The 16,089-nt window shown below is 59.4% G+C and carries 14 protein-coding genes and 1 pseudogene; 9 read left to right on the top strand and 6 right to left on the bottom strand.

What is annotated here, in order from left to right:
* Positions 1 to 41: 41 nt before the first annotated feature.
* The 5 genes from V476_RS25710 (at position 42) to V476_RS25690 (ending at position 4,877) form a co-directional block, all read left to right on the top strand.
* A complete protein-coding gene (locus V476_RS25710; RefSeq protein ID WP_024960704.1) occupies positions 42 to 1,031 on the top strand; it encodes an amino acid ABC transporter permease in 990 nt (329 codons plus the stop codon).
* The gene (locus V476_RS25705; protein WP_024960703.1) at positions 1,024 to 1,809 is read left to right on the top strand and encodes an amino acid ABC transporter ATP-binding protein; all 786 of its coding nucleotides are present in this window, start codon (positions 1,024 to 1,026) and stop codon (positions 1,807 to 1,809) included. Before V476_RS25710 ends, V476_RS25705 begins: the two co-directional genes overlap by 8 nt.
* 28 nt (positions 1,810 to 1,837) lie before the next feature.
* Positions 1,838 to 2,767: an ABC transporter substrate-binding protein gene (locus V476_RS25700; protein ID WP_024649740.1), complete on the top strand. Its 930-nt coding sequence runs from the start codon at positions 1,838 to 1,840 to the stop codon at positions 2,765 to 2,767.
* A gap of 22 nt (positions 2,768 to 2,789) precedes the next feature.
* Positions 2,790 to 4,373 (top strand): flavin monoamine oxidase family protein, encoded by a 1,584-nt coding sequence (locus V476_RS25695; protein ID WP_024960702.1) that lies wholly within the window; start codon positions 2,790 to 2,792, stop codon positions 4,371 to 4,373.
* 69 nt (positions 4,374 to 4,442) lie between these two features.
* On the top strand, positions 4,443 to 4,877 hold the full coding sequence (locus V476_RS25690) for a RidA family protein (protein ID WP_003318564.1): 435 nt from the start codon (positions 4,443 to 4,445) through the stop codon (positions 4,875 to 4,877).
* A gap of 33 nt (positions 4,878 to 4,910) precedes the next feature.
* Here the strand turns inward: V476_RS25690 and V476_RS25685 are convergent, their stop codons facing one another.
* From V476_RS25685 to xylA, 4 genes are all read right to left on the bottom strand, one after another.
* Entirely contained in the window at positions 4,911 to 6,047 is a 1,137-nt protein-coding gene (locus V476_RS25685; protein WP_024960701.1) for a sugar ABC transporter permease, read from the bottom strand.
* Positions 6,048 to 7,604 (bottom strand): D-xylose ABC transporter ATP-binding protein, encoded by a 1,557-nt coding sequence (gene xylG, locus V476_RS25680; protein ID WP_024960700.1) that lies wholly within the window; start codon positions 7,602 to 7,604, stop codon positions 6,048 to 6,050.
* 102 nt (positions 7,605 to 7,706) lie between these two features.
* Positions 7,707 to 8,711: a D-xylose ABC transporter substrate-binding protein gene (gene xylF / locus V476_RS25675; protein ID WP_024665832.1), complete on the bottom strand. Its 1,005-nt coding sequence runs from the start codon at positions 8,709 to 8,711 to the stop codon at positions 7,707 to 7,709.
* 131 nt (positions 8,712 to 8,842) lie between these two features.
* Entirely contained in the window at positions 8,843 to 10,159 is a 1,317-nt protein-coding gene (gene xylA / locus V476_RS25670; protein WP_024663180.1) for a xylose isomerase, read from the bottom strand.
* Positions 10,160 to 10,328: 169 nt separating this feature from the next.
* Between xylA and V476_RS25665 the strand changes: the two genes are divergently transcribed.
* Positions 10,329 to 11,528 (top strand): XylR family transcriptional regulator, encoded by a 1,200-nt coding sequence (locus V476_RS25665; protein ID WP_024960699.1) that lies wholly within the window; start codon positions 10,329 to 10,331, stop codon positions 11,526 to 11,528.
* A 5-nt stretch (positions 11,529 to 11,533) separates the two neighbouring features.
* Here the strand turns inward: V476_RS25665 and V476_RS25660 are convergent, their stop codons facing one another.
* Entirely contained in the window at positions 11,534 to 12,301 is a 768-nt protein-coding gene (locus V476_RS25660; protein ID WP_003393999.1) for a C1 family peptidase, read from the bottom strand.
* A 402-nt stretch (positions 12,302 to 12,703) separates the two neighbouring features.
* On the opposite strand from V476_RS25660, the gene V476_RS25655 reads away from it, so the two are divergent.
* A complete protein-coding gene (locus tag V476_RS25655) occupies positions 12,704 to 13,156 on the top strand; it encodes a DUF3237 family protein (RefSeq protein ID WP_024960698.1) in 453 nt (150 codons plus the stop codon).
* A 434-nt stretch (positions 13,157 to 13,590) separates the two neighbouring features.
* On the opposite strand, the gene V476_RS25650 is transcribed toward V476_RS25655, so the two are convergent.
* The gene (locus V476_RS25650; protein ID WP_024960697.1) at positions 13,591 to 14,022 is read right to left on the bottom strand and encodes a VirK family protein; all 432 of its coding nucleotides are present in this window, start codon (positions 14,020 to 14,022) and stop codon (positions 13,591 to 13,593) included.
* Between the two features lie 164 nt (positions 14,023 to 14,186).
* Between V476_RS25650 and V476_RS29530 the strand changes: the two are divergent.
* Positions 14,187 to 14,708: pseudogene (locus V476_RS29530) on the top strand (MCP four helix bundle domain-containing protein); the annotation flags it as partial.
* On the top strand, positions 14,682 to 15,860 hold the full coding sequence (locus V476_RS25645; protein ID WP_373365881.1) for a methyl-accepting chemotaxis protein: 1,179 nt from the start codon (positions 14,682 to 14,684) through the stop codon (positions 15,858 to 15,860). The pseudogene V476_RS29530 and the gene V476_RS25645, both read left to right, overlap by 27 nt.
* Positions 15,861 to 16,089 lie beyond the last annotated feature (229 nt).

The following is a 16,089-nucleotide window of genomic DNA, read 5'->3' as shown; positions in this document are numbered from 1 at the left end:
GCCAGCACCTGACAACTCAATATTGCGTGCGAGGAACCACCATGCCCATTGTCGCCAAACCCTATGACTTCATTGATGAGCCCAGTCATTATCCGCTTCCTCAGAGCCGCGTAGCACCCCCGCCGATAAAGGCGTTGCAGGTCGTTCCCGCCCGGCATCCCGGTCGCTGGTTCGGGTCGATATTCGCAGCGCTGGTGCTGCTGGCCATTGTGCACTCGCTGGCGACCAACCCGCGTTGGGAGTGGGGCGTCTTCGGCCAGTGGTTCTTCTCGCCATCGGTGCTGCGCGGCCTTGCGCAGACGCTTCTGTTGACGTTGCTCAGCACGCTGTTCAGCATCATTCTCGGCACGGCGCTGGCGTTGGCGCGCCTGTCGGGCTCGCCGCTGCTGGCGGCACTGGCCTGGGGCTACATCTGGTTTTTCCGCTCGATGCCTGCGCTGCTGGTGTTGATCATCCTCTACAACTTCGCCTACCTCTACGAGCACATTGTGCTGGGGGTGCCGTTCACCCAACTGGTCTTCGCCGAGTGGTCGACGGTGGACGTGCTCAGCCAGTTTACCGTTGCGGTACTGGGCTTGAGCCTGATGCAGTCGGCCTATACCGCAGAAATCATTCGCGGTGGGCTGATCGGTGTCGATGCCGGTCAGCATGAAGCTGCTGCGGCACTTGGCCTGCCTGTGTCGCGGCGGATTTTCCGGATCATTCTGCCCCAGGCGTTGCGCTCGATTCTGCCTTCAGGCTTCAACGAGATCATCGGACTGGTCAAGGGAACATCCATTGTTTACGTGCTGGCCTTGCCAGAGCTGTTCTACACCGTGCAGGTCATCTACAACCGTACCCAGGCAGTGATTCCGCTGCTGATCGTGGCCACCGTCTGGTACCTGATTATCACTACGGTGCTGACCAGTGCCCAGTATTACGTCGAACGCCATTTTGCCCGAGGCTCGGCACGTGTACTGCCGCCGACACCCTTGCAGCGCCTGCGCGGTTGGCTCAAGGGCAGCGTGTCCGGGGAGAAGCACCATGGGTGAGGCCTCCACGCCAGTGCGCGCAGGACGCATTCAGATCCAGGGCGTGGGCAAGCGCTTTGGCAGCCAGCAGGTGCTAAAGGACATCGACCTGAGCATCGAACCGGGCAAGGTCACGGTGATACTCGGTCCTTCCGGTTCCGGCAAGTCCACGCTGCTGCGCACCATCAACCACCTGGAAAAGATCGACAGCGGGTACATCACCATCGACGGTGATTACGTTGGTTATCGTCGCAAGGGCGACCTGCTCTATGAACTCAAGGAGCGCGAGATCCTCAAGCGGCGGATCGACGTCGGCTTCGTGTTCCAGAACTTCAATCTGTTCGCACACCTCACTGCCTGGGAAAACATCGCCGAAGCGCCTCTGGCCCACAAACGCTGGAGCAAGTCCGAGGCCCGGGTCAGGGCAAATGAACTGCTGGCCAGGGTAGGTCTGGCAGACAAGACAGATGCCTACCCGCGCCAGCTTTCCGGTGGTCAGCAACAGCGTGTCGCCATCGCCCGTGCGCTTGCGCTGGACCCCAAGGTCCTGCTGTTCGATGAGCCCACCTCAGCCCTTGATCCTGAACTGGTCGGCGAGGTGCTGGACGTCATCAAGGGCCTGACGCAACTGGGCGTCACGCTGGTGGTGGTCACTCATGAAATCGGCTTTGCCCGTGAGGTGGCAGACCATGTCGTGTTTCTCTGCGAGGGCCGATTGATCGAGCAAGGGCCGCCGGAGCAGGTGTTCCGCCAACCTCGACATCCTCGCACGGCTGCCTTTCTCGGCAAGGTGCTATGACTTTCCCGCTATCAAGGAGTGACCACTGATGTTCATCAATAGCGCCCGTGTGGCCTTGCTGACGCTAGCCGTCAGCGTCGCCCACAATACGTTGGCGTCGACCGCGCAACCGGTCGATCTGAGTCCCGACCGGCCACGCATTCATGTGCCGCGTAACGAGGCGGCCATCGCACAGATCCCGGCGGGCTTCAAGTTCGCCCAGCCTGGCAAGTTCACTGTGGCCGTCTCCGGTGTTGCGGGGCCGCCGTTGGCGCTGCTGGCCAATGATGACAAGACCACTATTGGCAGCGAGGCCGATACCGCGCAACTGGTAGCGGACAGCCTGGGCCTGCAATTGAACGTGGTTCAAACCAGTTGGGAGGACTGGCCACTGGGCGTCAGTTCGGGGAAATACGACGCGGTGATCAGCAATGTCACGGTCACGGAAGCACGCAAGAAACGCTTCGATTTCGCCACTTACCGTCAGGACGTACTGGGCTTCTACGTAAAAACCAACAGCAAAATCAGCGAGATAAAACAGGCGTCGGACATTGCCGGGTTGAAAATCATCGTCGGCTCCGGCACCAATCAGGAAAAGGTTCTGCTGGCGTGGAACGAAGCAAACGAAAAGGCCGGTATCAAGCCTGCGCTGTTGCAGTACTTCGATGATCAGGCGGCCGCACAGCTTGCCATTCAGTCGGGTCGCAGTGATGCGCTGTTCGGGCCCAATTCGATATATGCCTATTCGGCCGCGATTACTGGCGGCATCAAGCGGGTAGGCACGGTCAACGGCGGTTGGCCGCTGCAGGCGGATATCGCCGTGACCACGCGCAAGGACAACGGCCTGGTCAAGCCGATTCACACCGCCCTGGAAGGGGCGATTGCCGGCGGCCAGTACGAGCAGGTACTCAAACGTTGGGGGCTGGACGTGGAACGCGTCGACAAGTCGCTGATCAATCCGCCCGGCTTGCCGGACTGAAGCGTTGAAGGGAGCAAACGATATGGGACTGACACGACGTGAAGCGCTTTCCAGTATCGCTGCCGTGGGCGGCGAGACCGCCGTCAAGGATGCGCTTGCGGTACTGGGGCTGGGGCCTTCATCGCATCGACGGCCACAGCCTCTGAAACTCGGCGACGGTCTGGGGCAGGGCACTCGCGTGCTGGTGCTGGGGGCAGGCATTGCCGGGCTGGTCACGGCACTGGAGCTGAAGCGCGCAGGTTTTGCCGTGCAAGTGCTGGAAGCCCGTGATCGAGTGGGTGGCCGTAACTGGACGCTGCGCAACGGCGATCGGGTGGATTACAAAGACGGCCGCTCACAGACCGCAAGCTTCGATTCAGGCGTGTATTTCAATGCCGGTCCGGCGCGCATTCCCAGCCAGCATCGGACGCTGCTCGACTACTGCAGTGAACTGGGTGTGCCGCTTGAAGTACTGGTCAACAGCAGCCATGGAGCACAGGTACGCCCGGACCTGCAACGCCCCGCGTTCACTGTCGGCCAGGCGATCAATGACGCCCGCGGCCATCTTTCCGGTTTGCTGGCCAAGGCGGTGCAGCGCGACGCGCTGGACGATGTGTTGAGCGGCGAAGAGCGTCAGCGGCTGCTGGCGTTCTTGCAGGTATATGGCGACCTTTCGCAGGAGCTGGCTTACGAGGGCAGCCTGCGCTCCGGGCATCAAACGTCGCTTTCTCATCCGGGAGCCTTGCCGAGCAGTGCGCAACCGGTGGCGCTGGATCGCTTGCTGCACCCCGAATTATGGGGCGCGCTGCTGCACACCGAGTTTCCCGAGTTTTCCGCGACCATGTTTCAACCGGTCGGTGGCATGGACCGGATCACCGACGCCTTTTACCAGCGCCTCACCGACCAGGTGCAACTGGGCGCGCAGGTACGGCAGATTCGTCAACTGGAAGACGGCGTGGCAGTTACCTATCACGACAAATACAGCGGTCGCGAGCATGTGGTGCGCGCCGACTATCTGGTGTCAACCCTGCCTCTGCCCTTGCTGGTCAGACTGGACACCGATTTCAGTGAACCGGTCAAGGCGGCCTTGCTCAGCACCCGCAACGATCAGGCGACCAAGGTGGCCTGGCAATCTCCGCGTTTTTGGGAAACCGACTACCGCATCTACGGCGGGTTGTCCTGGATCGACCATCCGGCGCGTCTGTTGTGGTATCCCAGCAACGACTTGAACACCCGACAAGGCCTGCTTGTGGCGGGTTATGTCACAGGGGAGGGGGCCGATGCGTTCGGTGCGAAACCCTTCGACACACAATACGCCACTTCCAGAGAAGCGGTAGAGCTGCTGCACCCGGGGTATTCGCGGCAGCTGCGCAACCCGCTGGCCGTGTCCTGGGAGCAGATCCCTTACAGCGAAGGCCCTTGGTTGCAACGCGAACATTTCCCTGCCGCTGCCAGTGCGTTGCTGGACGAGCCCCACGGTCGTGTGTACTTCGCCGGTGACGGGCTGGTGCAAAGCGGAGTTGGCATCTGGCAGGAGTCGGCGGCCAACTCGGCGCGACATGTGGTGGCGCAACTGGCCGAGCGAGTGACGCAAGCGCGGCAGATTTCGACCCTTGCCGCGTCATGACGTGCAACTGCACGAGCCCCGCGTTTTACGTAACCCTTATTCCTGAATATCCATTGAAGGAGAGACACCATGAGCGACAGCATTCAACGCACCAGCGTCGGCGATTTTCCGATCTCGCAAACCGTGACAGTGCCAGCCTCGACCAGCCTGGTATTCGTCAGCGGCACCTTGCCTGACCTCGCCGACCCGCATGCTCCGGCGGGTACGCCGGCAGCCTATGGCAACACCGAAGTACAGACCGTTTCGGTCTTCAACAAACTGCGCAGAATCCTTCAGCAACAGGACCTCGATCTGGGCGATATCGTACAGTTGCGGGTATTTCTGGTCGGTGCCGAGGAAACCGCCGGCAAGCTGGATTTTGCCGGGTTGCAGGCTGGTTACACGCAATTTTTCGGCACGCCGGAACAACCTCTCAAACCCGCGCGCACGGCGTTGCAGGTGGTAGCGCTGCCATTGCCCGGCGCGTTGATCGAGGTCGAAGCGATAGCGGCCAGACCGGCTTGATCGCGCGCTGTCAGCTTGCGTGTCGGGCAGCGATCAGCGCCGCCCGGCGCGGGTACTCACGTCTACCCACACTGCCAGCACCAGAATGCCGCCCTTGACGATCATCTGCCAGTAACTGTCGACATCGAGCATCGACATGCCGTTGTCGAGACTGGTGATGACCAGTGCGCCGAGCAGGGCACCGTAGACAGTGCCTGAACCGCCACGCATGGACGTACCGCCGATGAAGCATGCGGCGATGGCGTCGAGTTCGCCCATGTTGCCGGCCGAGGGTGAGCCGGCGGCCAGGCGTGCGGTGTTGACCAGCCCGGCGAACGCACACATCACGCCCATGATGCCGAAAATCCACAGCTTCACGGCCTGTACGTTGATGCCGGACAGGCGCGTGGCTTCCATGTTGCTGCCGACGGCGTAGATACGGCGCCCGAACACCGTCTGGGTGGTGACATAACTGAACACGCCGAGCAGGACCAGCAACAGCAACACCGGAACGGGGATTCCGTCGTAGCTGTTGAGCACATAGACAAAGCCGCCCAGCACCGCGCCGATCAACACCACACGCAACACATCACGAATCAGCGAATGTGCCGCTAGCCCGTGCAGCGCTCTGTTGCGCCGTTGTTTCCAGGTCAGGAACAGCGTCAGCGCCAGCAGCAGAATACCGAGCCCGGTGCCCACCGCATGCGGCAGATAACCCTGGCCGATATAGACCAGCGACGGCGACACCGGAGCGATGGTCGTGCCGCCGGTGATACCGAGCAGAACGCCACGAAACGCCAGCATGCCACCCAGCCCGACGATGAACGAGGGGATCCGCAGGTAGGCGGTCATGTAGCCGTTGGCCAGGCCGATCAGCAGGCCGCACAGGGCGACCACGCTCAGGTTTGCCAGCAGCGGCACGTGGTAAACCACATCCAGAATCGCCGCCAGGCCACCGAGCAGGCCAAGCAATGAGCCCACCGACAGGTCAATCTCGCCGCTGATGATCACCAGCACCATGCCGCAGGCCAGAATCCCGGTAATGGACATCTGTCGCAGCAGGTTGGACAAGTTGCGCGGCGTCAGGAAGCCGCCCTCGGTCTGCCAGCTGAAGAACAGCCAGATAAAGGCGATGGCAATCACCAGCGCGAGCATTTTGTAGCGGGTGAAGAACTGTTTGACCTGGTTCATCTACGCGGTCTTCCGGGCATTATTGTGAGGGGCATCGGAGTGGCTGAGTGCAGCGGCGAGGACCTGCTCCTGAGTCAGGTCATGGTTGATGAAGTCGCCGCGCAACTGGCCGTCGCCAATCACCAGTACGCGGTCCGACACGCCCAACACTTCGGCCAGCTCCGAAGACACCATGATGATCGACACACCCTCGGCTGCCAGCGCGCCCATCAGCTTGTAGATTTCGTACTTGGCGCCGACATCGACGCCGCGAGTGGGCTCGTCGAGTATCAGAACGCGCGGGCGGGTGAGCAGCATCTTCGCCAGCACGGCTTTCTGCTGATTGCCACCGGACAGGCTGGTGATCGGCAAAAACGGGCTGGCCGTCTTGAGGTGCATGCGCGAGATTTCCCGGTCGATACTGCCCAGCTCTGCCTCGGCGTCGATGCGGGTCATGTTCGAGTAACTATCGAGGACCGCGAGGGTGATGTTCTGGCCGACGCCCAGGTCCGGAATGATGCCCTGGCGCTTGCGGTCTTCGGGGACCATGCACAGACCCGCGCGTATCGATTTGAGCGGCGTGCGCGTGTCGATAGCCTGGCCATTGAGCCACACTTCACCGGTGTGCCGACCGGGATAGGCGCCGAACAGGGCTGACACCAGTTCGGTACGGCCCGCGCCCACCAGCCCGGCGATGCCGAGGATTTCCCCGCGCCTGAGGACGAACGATACGTCGTCGACCCGCTTGCGCCCGGGATTATCGACGTCATAGCAGGTGATATGCCGCGCTTCGAAGATCACCTCGCCGACATCATGCGGCTCGGTGGGATAGAGGTTGCTCATTTCGCGTCCGACCATCTGGGTGATGATCTTCGCAATGTCCATGTCCGCCATTGCGGTGGTTGCAATATGTTTGCCGTCGCGGATGACTGAGATGGTGTCGCACACGGCGGCCACTTCATCGAGCTTGTGCGAGATGTACACGCACGCGACCCCTTTAGCCTTCAGCTCGCGAATGATGTTCAGCAGCACCTCGATTTCGGAGCGGGTCAGAGCCGAGGAGGGCTCGTCGAGAATCAACAGGCGCGCCTTCTTGTTCAGTGCCTTGGCGATTTCCACCAGTTGCTGGTAGCCGCCGCCATATTGGGAAACCGGCAGTGCCACGTTCATGTCAGGCACTTTGAGTTCACGCATCAGCGACTCGGCGCGATGGATCATGGCCGGATAATTCATGCGTCCGCCGGGGAGCGTCAGCTCGTGACCCATGAAGATGTTTTCGGCCACCGACAGGTCCGGGACCAGCGTCAGCTCCTGATGGATGATGACGATCCCTGCCGCTTCCGTTTCGCTGATCGATTGTGCCTTGAGCGGTTGGCCGTCCCACAGGATCTCGCCCTCCCAGGTGCCGTAGGGATAGACCGCCGACAGGACTTTCATCAACGTGGACTTGCCCGCGCCGTTCTCGCCGCACAGGCCGACGCACTCGCCGGGCTTCACTGTGATATCGATGCCGTTAAGCGCTTTCACACCGCCAAAGGATTTGACGATGCCGTTCATTTGCAACAGGTAGTCAGACATGGCGCAGCGCTCTACGAAGGTGTGATGGCTTGGCCTGAGCGACGACCCTGCCTAACCACAGGGTCGTGCTCTGGTTTTCAGCGACGTATCAACGATCGAGGCTCATTGCCCGTCAATCTGCGCCTTGGTGTAGAACCCGTCTTTTTCCAGCAGGTCGATGTTGTCCTTGGTCAGCAAGGTCGGGGTCAGCAGCATGGTGTCGACCTTCTTCATGCCATTGTCCGACTGCGAGTCAAACTTCGGCTTGTCACCGCCGCGCACCAATTGCACAGAAAGTTTGGCGGCTTCCGTGGCAATCAGTTTCAGCGGCTTGTAGACGGTCATGGTCTGAGTACCATCGATGACCCGCTTGACCGCTGCGAGGTCCGCGTCCTGGCCCGAGATAGGGACTTTGCCGGCCAGTTTCTGTGCCGCGAGGGCCTGAATAGCGCCGCCGGCAGTGGCGTCGTTGGAGGCGACGATGCCATCAATCTTGTTGTTATTGCGGGTCAGGGCGTTTTCAACAATGCTCAGGGCTTCGGTAGGGCTCCACTCCTTTACCCACTGCTGGCCGACGAGCTTGATATCACCTCTGTCGATAGCCGGTTGCAGCGCTTTCATCTGGCCTTCGCGCAGAATCTTGGCGTTGTTGTCGGTGGGCGCGCCGCCCAGCAGGAAGTAATTGCCCTTGGGCGCTGCTTTCAACACGCCGTTGGCCTGCATCTCGCCGACTTTTTCGTTATCGAAGGAAATGTACGCATCGATATCGGCATTGAGGATCAGCCGGTCATAAGACACCACCTTGATCCCGGCCTTCTTGGCTTCGGCAACGGCATTGGTCAGCACGGTGGCGTTGAACGGCACGATGACGATTACATCGACGCCGCGCGAGATAAGGTTTTCTATCTGCGAGATCTGTTTCTGCTCATTGGCATCCGCCGATTGCACGAAGACCTTGGCGTCGAGCTTTTCCGCCGCCGCAACGAAGTAATCACGGTCGCGTGACCAGCGTTCCAGACGCAGGTCATCAATGGAAAAACCTATTTTCGGGTGCGCAGAGTCAGCCATCACCGGCAGGGACAGCAAGGCCAGCGCGCTGGCGAGCAGCGTACGTTTCAGGGTGTTCATAGGGTGCGTCCTTTTATTGTTGTTTGAGACACTTCTTGACTGGGCGATAACGATAGAACTGTAGAGCGTTGCCGGACGTCGCGTATGAAGATTTGTCGCCTGAATGTCACGGCGACGTCCAGCTAAGCCTGTCAGGCGTAGATAAAGCGATTGACCACACCTTCAAGCAGTTCCTGACGGCCACTGACGGCCTGCGGGTTCAGCTCGTTGGCGAAGGCGTGTTCGGCGAGCGACGCAAGGCTGAATTCGCCCGCCAGTACCGATTGGCCAAATGGCTGCTGCCAGCCTGCGTAGCGCTGGTCCTTGAAGTGTTGGAGTTTATCGTTCTGCACCATGGCCGCGGCACGCTCCAGCGCCAGGGCTAGGACATCCATCGCGGCGACGTGGCCGTGAAACAGGTCGATATCGTCGAGACTCTGGCGACGCACCTTGGAGTCGAAATTGAAACCGCCGTTGGTGAAGCCGCCAGCCTTGAGGATTTCGTAGGTGGCGAGGGTCATCTCTTCGACGCTGTTGGGGAACTGGTCCGTGTCCCAGCCGTTCTGCGGGTCGCCACGGTTGGCGTCGATGCTGCCGAAAATCCCCAGCGAGACCGCCGTGGCGATTTCGTGGTGGAAGCTGTGCCCGGCCAGCGTGGCGTGGTTGGCCTCGATATTGACCTTGATCTCGTTTTCCAGGCCGTACTGCTGCAGAAAACCGAACACCGTGGCGCTGTCGTAATCGTACTGATGCTTGGTCGGCTCCTGTGGCTTGGGCTCGATCAGCAGATCGCCCTTGAAACCTATCTTGTGCTTGTGTTCAACGACCATGCGCATGAAGCGACCGAGTTGTTCGCGTTCACGCTTGAGGTCGGTATTGAGCAGGGTTTCGTAGCCTTCGCGACCGCCCCACAACACGTAGTTGGACCCTTTGAGACGCTGGGTGGCATTCATTGCGCTGAACACCTGGGTCGCGGCGTAGGCGAACACTTCCGGGTCCGGGTTGCTCGCAGCGCCTGCGGCAAAGCGTGGATTGCTGAAGCAGTTGGCCGTGCCCCACAGCAGTTTTATGCCGCTCTGTTGCTGATGGCGCTCAAGATGATCGACCATGTGCGCGAAGTTGTGGCGATACTCCTTGAGTGAGGCGCCTTCCGGTGCCACATCGGTGTCGTGGAAGCTGTAGTAGTCGATGCCGAGCTTGGAGAAGAACTCGAACGCCGCTTCGGCCTTGCCGATGGCCAGTTCCATCGGGTCACCGGAACCTTGCCATGGGCGCTTGAAGGTGCCGACACCGAACATGTCGGCGCCCGGCCATACGAAGGTGTGCCAGTAGCAGGCCGCCATGCGCAAGTGCTCGCGCATGGGTTTGCCGAGGACCAGCCTGTCGGCGTCATAGTGGCGAAAGGCGAGGGGCGAGTCGCTGTCAGGGCCTTCGTAGCGAACCCTGTCGACGTCGGGGAAGTACGGCATGAGCGTTTTCCTTATTGTTCTTGGCGGTGTCTGGATACTAGCAACGGCCCTGCATGCGCTGATTATGAAAATCGTCAACGTACAGTGCGATTTTGAGTGTTGAGATTCGTCGGTCAGCGGCCTAGTCTGTGGCCCACGGCGTCGTGCTTATCGAATCGGCATAAAAACAATGAAAACCGTACCTCCCGTTCACCGCATCGCGCTGTTGTTCAACGGCAGCAAGATTTATGACCGCGGCATCATCAGTGGCATCGGCAACTACCTCAGCAGCACCCGGGTGTCTTGGGACTTGTTCCTCGAGGAGGATTTCCTCTGTCGCCTGAAAGGCATCGAGCGCTGGCAGGGCGACGGGATCATTGCCGATTTCGATGACCCGCTGATCGGCGAGGCCCTGGCCGGGATCAAACTGCCGGTGGTAGCGGTGGGCGGGTCCTATCAGGACGAGCGCGCCTACCCGAAGGGCATTCCATATGTGGCGACTGACAATCATGCCTTGATCAAGGCAGCCTACGAGCACCTGATCGAGGCCGGGTTGACGCGCTTTGCCTGCTTCAGCCTGCCTGAAGCACAAGCCAATCGCTGGGCACAGGAGCGCGAGCAGGCCTTTCGCCGCTTGCTGCAACGCGACGGCCTGCGCGCCGAGGTCTATCGTGGCCTGGGCACCAGCGCGCCGCTCTGGGACAGCGCTGTGGAGCAGCAGATCGCCTGGCTGCAAAGCTTGCCCAAGCCGATCGGCATCATCGCCGTGACCGACGCCCGCGCCCGTCAGCTATTGCAGGCCTGCCTGACCGCCGGAATTGCTGTCCCCGAACAGGTGGCACTGATCGGCATCGACAATGATCCGTTGACCCGGACCCTCACTCGCGTGCCACTGAGTTCGGTCGTTCAAGGAACCGATACGATGGGTCGCACCGCTGCACGTCTGCTGCACCAGATGCTGCACGGCATGCCGTCCTCGGGTACACACATTCTGATACCGCCGGACACTGTCAACGTGCAGGCTTCGAGTTTGCATCAGCCCTTGGGTGACCCCTATGTGATGCAGGCGCTGCTGTTTATCCGGCAGTACGCGTGCCAGGGCATCAAGACTGCACAGGTAGCCGCCTATGTGGGCGTCTCGCGCTCGTCACTGGAGTCGCACTTTCGCCGCGTAAGGGGCTGCAGCGTGCACGACGAGATCCTGCGTTTCAAACTGGCCGCCGCTGCAAACGGACTGGAAAACACCGGGCTGGCCATTGCCGAGATCGCCCGTGATTGTGGTTTCCGGTCTGCGCAATACCTGCACACCGTGTTCCGTCGCGAGTTCGGCTGCACGCCGCGAGAGTACCAGCAGGGTGCCCATGCGGCCGTGCAATGCTCAAGTACCTGACAAGGTCAGGCAGCCACGACCCTGATCGTCCAGAAGTCGGAGGACAGATTTTCATCCAGCAGATAACTGTAGGGCAGGGTGAAGTAGCCTTCCATGCCCCAGCCCGCGCCCCATGAGTTGCGCAAGATGAAATGCTGATGGGCATCGTTGTAGCCCACTGCCAATACGCAGTGCCCTCCCAGCATTTTTTCGTGAGGACCCGGCATTGGGGCATGCCCGGTCTTGGCAACTTTCTTGCTTTCAAAGCTCTCGTAGACGGAAAAACCAATGACAAACGGATAACCTGCCGCCAGGCAGCCTTTCATCTGATTGAGGTTTTGCGCAACTTTCTGATAAGACACCGCCTTGTACTTTCTTGCATCCTTGTAGCAGGCTGCCGGAGGTTTGACAGCAAACTTCTCAATATCATAAGGCCACTCTTTCTCGGGACAATCACCTTGCTTCACTACACTTTTAATGCCGTGCCGGATCATCGCGCCGCTGTCCGAATCGACGGTATGTTCAATAACCCGTTCGTTGTAATAGATAAACAACCGCGAGGGTTCGAATGCCGGCGTCAGCTTTTGCTTCATGCGATCAAACTGAATCGCTCCGGCAATGCCGTTTGCGGTGCAACTGCCCAGTTGGCCCTGATCGTATACAGGCGGGCAATGGGGGCGCAGGTCAACCCTGTGTGGAAGCGCCGCCAGTGCGGTGGGCGGGGCGGCATACAGATGATCGCGATGATCAGGCAGATCGCGAATCCATCCATACTGTTTGACGGTATAGGTCATTTCGTATCCCCTTGTAAGGCACGGTCAGGAAAATTGATATCGCTCATGTAAGCAGGTTTTCGATAGGCGTGGATTAAAATTCATTTAGTACATAGTGTTCTATGAGTTGGCCGGGCAGGCTTGGTTGGTCAAGGGTGTTAGTTGAGTAAAAACCACTTTAATCAGTTCATTACATGGCCTTATGCAATGGGCTTACACCTCTTTTTGCGCATGGCACGGACCAGGGGTTTTATCGGAAGTGGCGAAACGATACCGCTTGGGCGGAACCTGTCCTGCACCCTGATAAGCGTACCAATGGGTACATTTAAATTGACAGCGTGCGGTGCACGGGCTAAAAAATACTCCTTGGTACAGTTATGGGCGAAGCGTCAATCGCCGCATGCAAGATGAGGGGGTAGGGGGATGGAGACGATGAAACTGCATGAAGTACTGACTGCTCGCCTGCGTATCGATAAGCCGCAAGCGCTTTGCAACCCGCAGCGGGGGCAGCGCAGCAGCGGTGAGATACTGGGAGGAGAGTTTAACGGCGATGGATTGCAGGGGCAGGTTCTTCCGGGAGGCAGCCTTTTTCTCGTGCCCCAGGATGACAGCCTTGCACGATTCAGCCTGTACTACACCTTGCTGACTGACGATGGAATAAAGATAGATGTCGTTGGAGAGGGGCTCGTGGCCTTCGATGAAACGGACCGCGCACCATTGGACGAATCGCGCTGTCGGTTCACGTGCAGCAAGCAGTTCAGCGTTGCTTCCGGTGCGCATGATGACCTGCAGAGAAACCTGTACGTCGGCAGAGTAAATATACACGCCGGGGATGACCGCATGCGTGTCAGTATTTTTCAGGTTAACGAGATATAAAGAGCCTTCACAGAAGCAGGCAGATGTGAAAGCGAGTGTTGGCTTTGTCTATCGAGGCGCAACCCTTGTCGTCGACACCTGTCGGGCCCGGCGCAACGAAATTTAAACTATTTTTCCTATTGATGTATAGAAGCAGGTCTTGATTCGTTTGCACCCGGAAGAGGGGGGGCCTTGTCAGGCCTGAGCGTGTGGGAGCTGGATGCTCCGGGTACTCGGCAGCACAAACACAGCATCGTGAAAAGGCTTCATCCGGGGCCGTTGAAGCATGTTCATTGCATCCCGATCATTTTGTCGAAGTCGCCAGTTCACAGGGGTTTGAACTGCTCGAAATGTTGTCTCCCGACAAGCAGCTCGAGCGTTACTGTCAAAGGCGTGAGGAGGGTCTGTCGCTCACGCCGAATATCTATCTGGTTTATTCGGTTAAGGCGTGAACCTTACTGGCTGACAAAAAAGCTCAAGCCCTTGCCGACCCCACACTCATAACTCACTGGACTGCCCACCTGTTGATAACCAGGAACATTCAGCGTGGTCATGCTGAATGTGGCGGTGCCGTTCGAGCGTATCTGATAGCGAATGAATTGCTCGATGGGCTTGTTATTGCGATCGAGGCTGAAGTGAGTGTCCGAAAACGCCAGGGTGCCGTCGGGGGTAATGCGGTAGGCATCGATGCGTTTGCCGCCTTTGGTTTTGGACGGCTCGGCACCGGCGATCGAGGATTTGCATTGTCCCAGGTCGATCACCACGGCGACCGACTCTCCAGTGTTCAACGCCTGGGTGATGGCGGAGTAGGTGGGTAGCGCGTCGCCTGCGCAAGCGAGGCCTGGCAGTGAAAGAGCAAACAGTGCAGCGGCGTAGGAATGTTTCATGGCAGCTCCAGGAAGTCAGTCTGAAGGGCGAAAAGACCCGTCCATCTCGCAATTATCGAGCGTCGCGAAACCTACCATAAGCTTCGATCCAGATGGGCCCACGATAGCAGTGGCACCTCTCTGTTCAGAGCATCTTCATCCTTTTTCCTGTTCTGCCGATAGACATGACGGAGTTAATTTATTCACCGGTCACGGGAAGGGGATTGAAGATGCTGAGACAGCTGAAAATAGCCGCGCGGACCTCCGCCTGCTTTGCGTTGATGGTGGTGCTGGTGTTCGGGCTTGGTATTTTCAGCATTCAGCAATTGCACGGTATTCGTGAGCAATCGCTTGAAATCGAAAACGATGCCCTTCCCGGGATTGCGCTGGGTGACGATATTGCCCTGGCGGTCGAGAAAACCCGCACTACCGTGGCTAAAATGCTTGCCTCGCATGACCCTGCACAGGTGACTCTGGCTCACACCGAGCTCCTTGAAAAGAAGGCCGGGTTCCAAAAGGCCGTAGAGGCCTACGACCCGCTCATCACCGAGGATGACGAGCGCGCGCTCGTCGAGGGGCTGAAGAGCACTTATCAGGGCTACATCGACCGTGCCGAAAAGGTCTATACGCTGATCAACGAGAATCAGGCGGATGCCGGAAGGGCGCTCGTATGGGGCGAGATGAAGGCCATGGCGGAAAGTATCGAAGCCGCCCTGGGCAAGCTGGAAAAGATCAATGATGACTCCGAAGCCGAATCCAGCGCTGCAGCGACGTCGGTGTATGAGAACGCCCTGATCGTCACTTATGGGGTCATGTTTCTGACGGTGTTGTTGACCGTATTGCTTGCCTGGCGTCTGACCAAAAGTCTCGCAGTGCCGATCAGTCAGGCGCTGCACAGCTCGGAAACCATTGCCGCGGGCGACCTGCGTCCCAGCGCAATCAACCGTGAGGGCACTGATGAGGCGGCCCTGTTGCTGCAATCGATGGAGCGCATGCGCGGCAATTTGAGCCAGACCCTGACCCAGGTGGGCGATGCCGCTCACCAGTTGGCGTCGGCCACGGAAGAAATGAGCGCCCTGATGGTCAACAGCAACGCCGATCTGGTGGTGCAGAACAGCGAAATCGAAATGGCCGCCACCGCCGTCACCGAGATGAGTCAGGCGGTCGATGAAGTGGCGCGTAATGCGGTGACCACTTCGGTGGAATCCAAAGCCTCTTCGGTGTCGGCCCGCGAAGGTCAGGAAGAGCTCAATCAAACCGTCAAATCGATCCTTGAATTGACCCGAAATGTTGGCACGGCCTCGACCGAGGCGCAGGCGCTGGCAACCCGCACGCTGGATATCACCAAGGTTCTGGATGTTATCCGCGCAGTGTCCGAGCAAACCAACCTGCTGGCGCTCAACGCGGCCATCGAAGCGGCACGCGCGGGCGATGCCGGACGGGGTTTTGCTGTGGTTGCCGACGAGGTGCGCGCTCTGGCCCACCGCACCAGCGAATCGACTCGCGAGATCGAAACCATGATCGGGCACATCCAGCAGGGCACCAAAAGTACTCTGGTCGCGCTTGAAGTCAGTACCGAACAGGCGCAACGCACCAAACAACAGGCTGAGTCGGCCAATGCTGTGCTGGCCAGCATCGCCAGTTCGGTCATGGTTATCGATGAGCGCAATACGGTGATCGCCAGCGCCTCCGAAGAACAAGCGCTGGTTGCGCGGGAAGTGGACCGCAACCTGGTGCGCATCCGTGATTTGTCGGCACAATCGGCGGTGCGCACCAGCCAGACCGGCAGTGCCAGCCAGTCACTGGCCGAGCTGGCGAGTGACCTGACGACCACCCTGGGGCAGTTCAAGCTCAGATAACACGGGCCGATAGCAGGCCCGTTACCGCATCGATTCGTTGTTGTCCGTGCAACAGCGAATCGACAAAGTGTCCGGCGTTTGCGCCGGTAAAACCTGGCTACTGCGCACCCACACCATCCAGCGCAACGGCGTGAAAGCGCCTGCCGCCGGGCCTCGCGCCATAGCCAGGCGCAGCGCACGGTTTTGGGCATGACCTGTGCACTGCTGATCAGGATTGTTTTCCTGAGCC

This window comes from Pseudomonas syringae KCTC 12500 (genome assembly GCF_000507185.2).
In the GTDB taxonomy this organism is placed as follows: Bacteria; Pseudomonadota; Gammaproteobacteria; order Pseudomonadales; family Pseudomonadaceae; genus Aquipseudomonas; species Aquipseudomonas syringae.
The sequence above is the reverse complement of the archived record's forward strand: the minus strand, read 5'-3'. Positions and strand labels throughout refer to the sequence as shown.

Excerpts from the sequence above, each read along its gene's own strand:
- V476_RS25710 (WP_024960704.1), top strand. The coding sequence starts at position 42 with ATGCCCATTGTCGCCAAACCCTATGACTTCATTGATGAGCCCAGTCAT.
- V476_RS25705 (WP_024960703.1), top strand. The coding sequence starts at position 1,024 with ATGGGTGAGGCCTCCACGCCAGTGCGCGCAGGACGCATTCAGATCCAG.
- V476_RS25700 (WP_024649740.1), top strand. The coding sequence starts at position 1,838 with ATGTTCATCAATAGCGCCCGTGTGGCCTTGCTGACGCTAGCCGTCAGC.
- V476_RS25695 (WP_024960702.1), top strand. The coding sequence starts at position 2,790 with ATGGGACTGACACGACGTGAAGCGCTTTCCAGTATCGCTGCCGTGGGC.
- V476_RS25690 (WP_003318564.1), top strand. The coding sequence starts at position 4,443 with ATGAGCGACAGCATTCAACGCACCAGCGTCGGCGATTTTCCGATCTCG.
- V476_RS25685 (WP_024960701.1), bottom strand. The coding sequence starts at position 6,047 with ATGAACCAGGTCAAACAGTTCTTCACCCGCTACAAAATGCTCGCGCTG.
- xylG (WP_024960700.1), bottom strand. The coding sequence starts at position 7,604 with ATGTCTGACTACCTGTTGCAAATGAACGGCATCGTCAAATCCTTTGGC.
- xylF (WP_024665832.1), bottom strand. The coding sequence starts at position 8,711 with ATGAACACCCTGAAACGTACGCTGCTCGCCAGCGCGCTGGCCTTGCTG.
- xylA (WP_024663180.1), bottom strand. The coding sequence starts at position 10,159 with ATGCCGTACTTCCCCGACGTCGACAGGGTTCGCTACGAAGGCCCTGAC.
- V476_RS25665 (WP_024960699.1), top strand. The coding sequence starts at position 10,329 with ATGAAAACCGTACCTCCCGTTCACCGCATCGCGCTGTTGTTCAACGGC.
- V476_RS25660 (WP_003393999.1), bottom strand. The coding sequence starts at position 12,301 with ATGACCTATACCGTCAAACAGTATGGATGGATTCGCGATCTGCCTGAT.
- V476_RS25655 (WP_024960698.1), top strand. The coding sequence starts at position 12,704 with ATGGAGACGATGAAACTGCATGAAGTACTGACTGCTCGCCTGCGTATC.
- V476_RS25650 (WP_024960697.1), bottom strand. The coding sequence starts at position 14,022 with ATGAAACATTCCTACGCCGCTGCACTGTTTGCTCTTTCACTGCCAGGC.
- V476_RS25645 (WP_373365881.1), top strand. The coding sequence starts at position 14,682 with ATGAAGGCCATGGCGGAAAGTATCGAAGCCGCCCTGGGCAAGCTGGAA.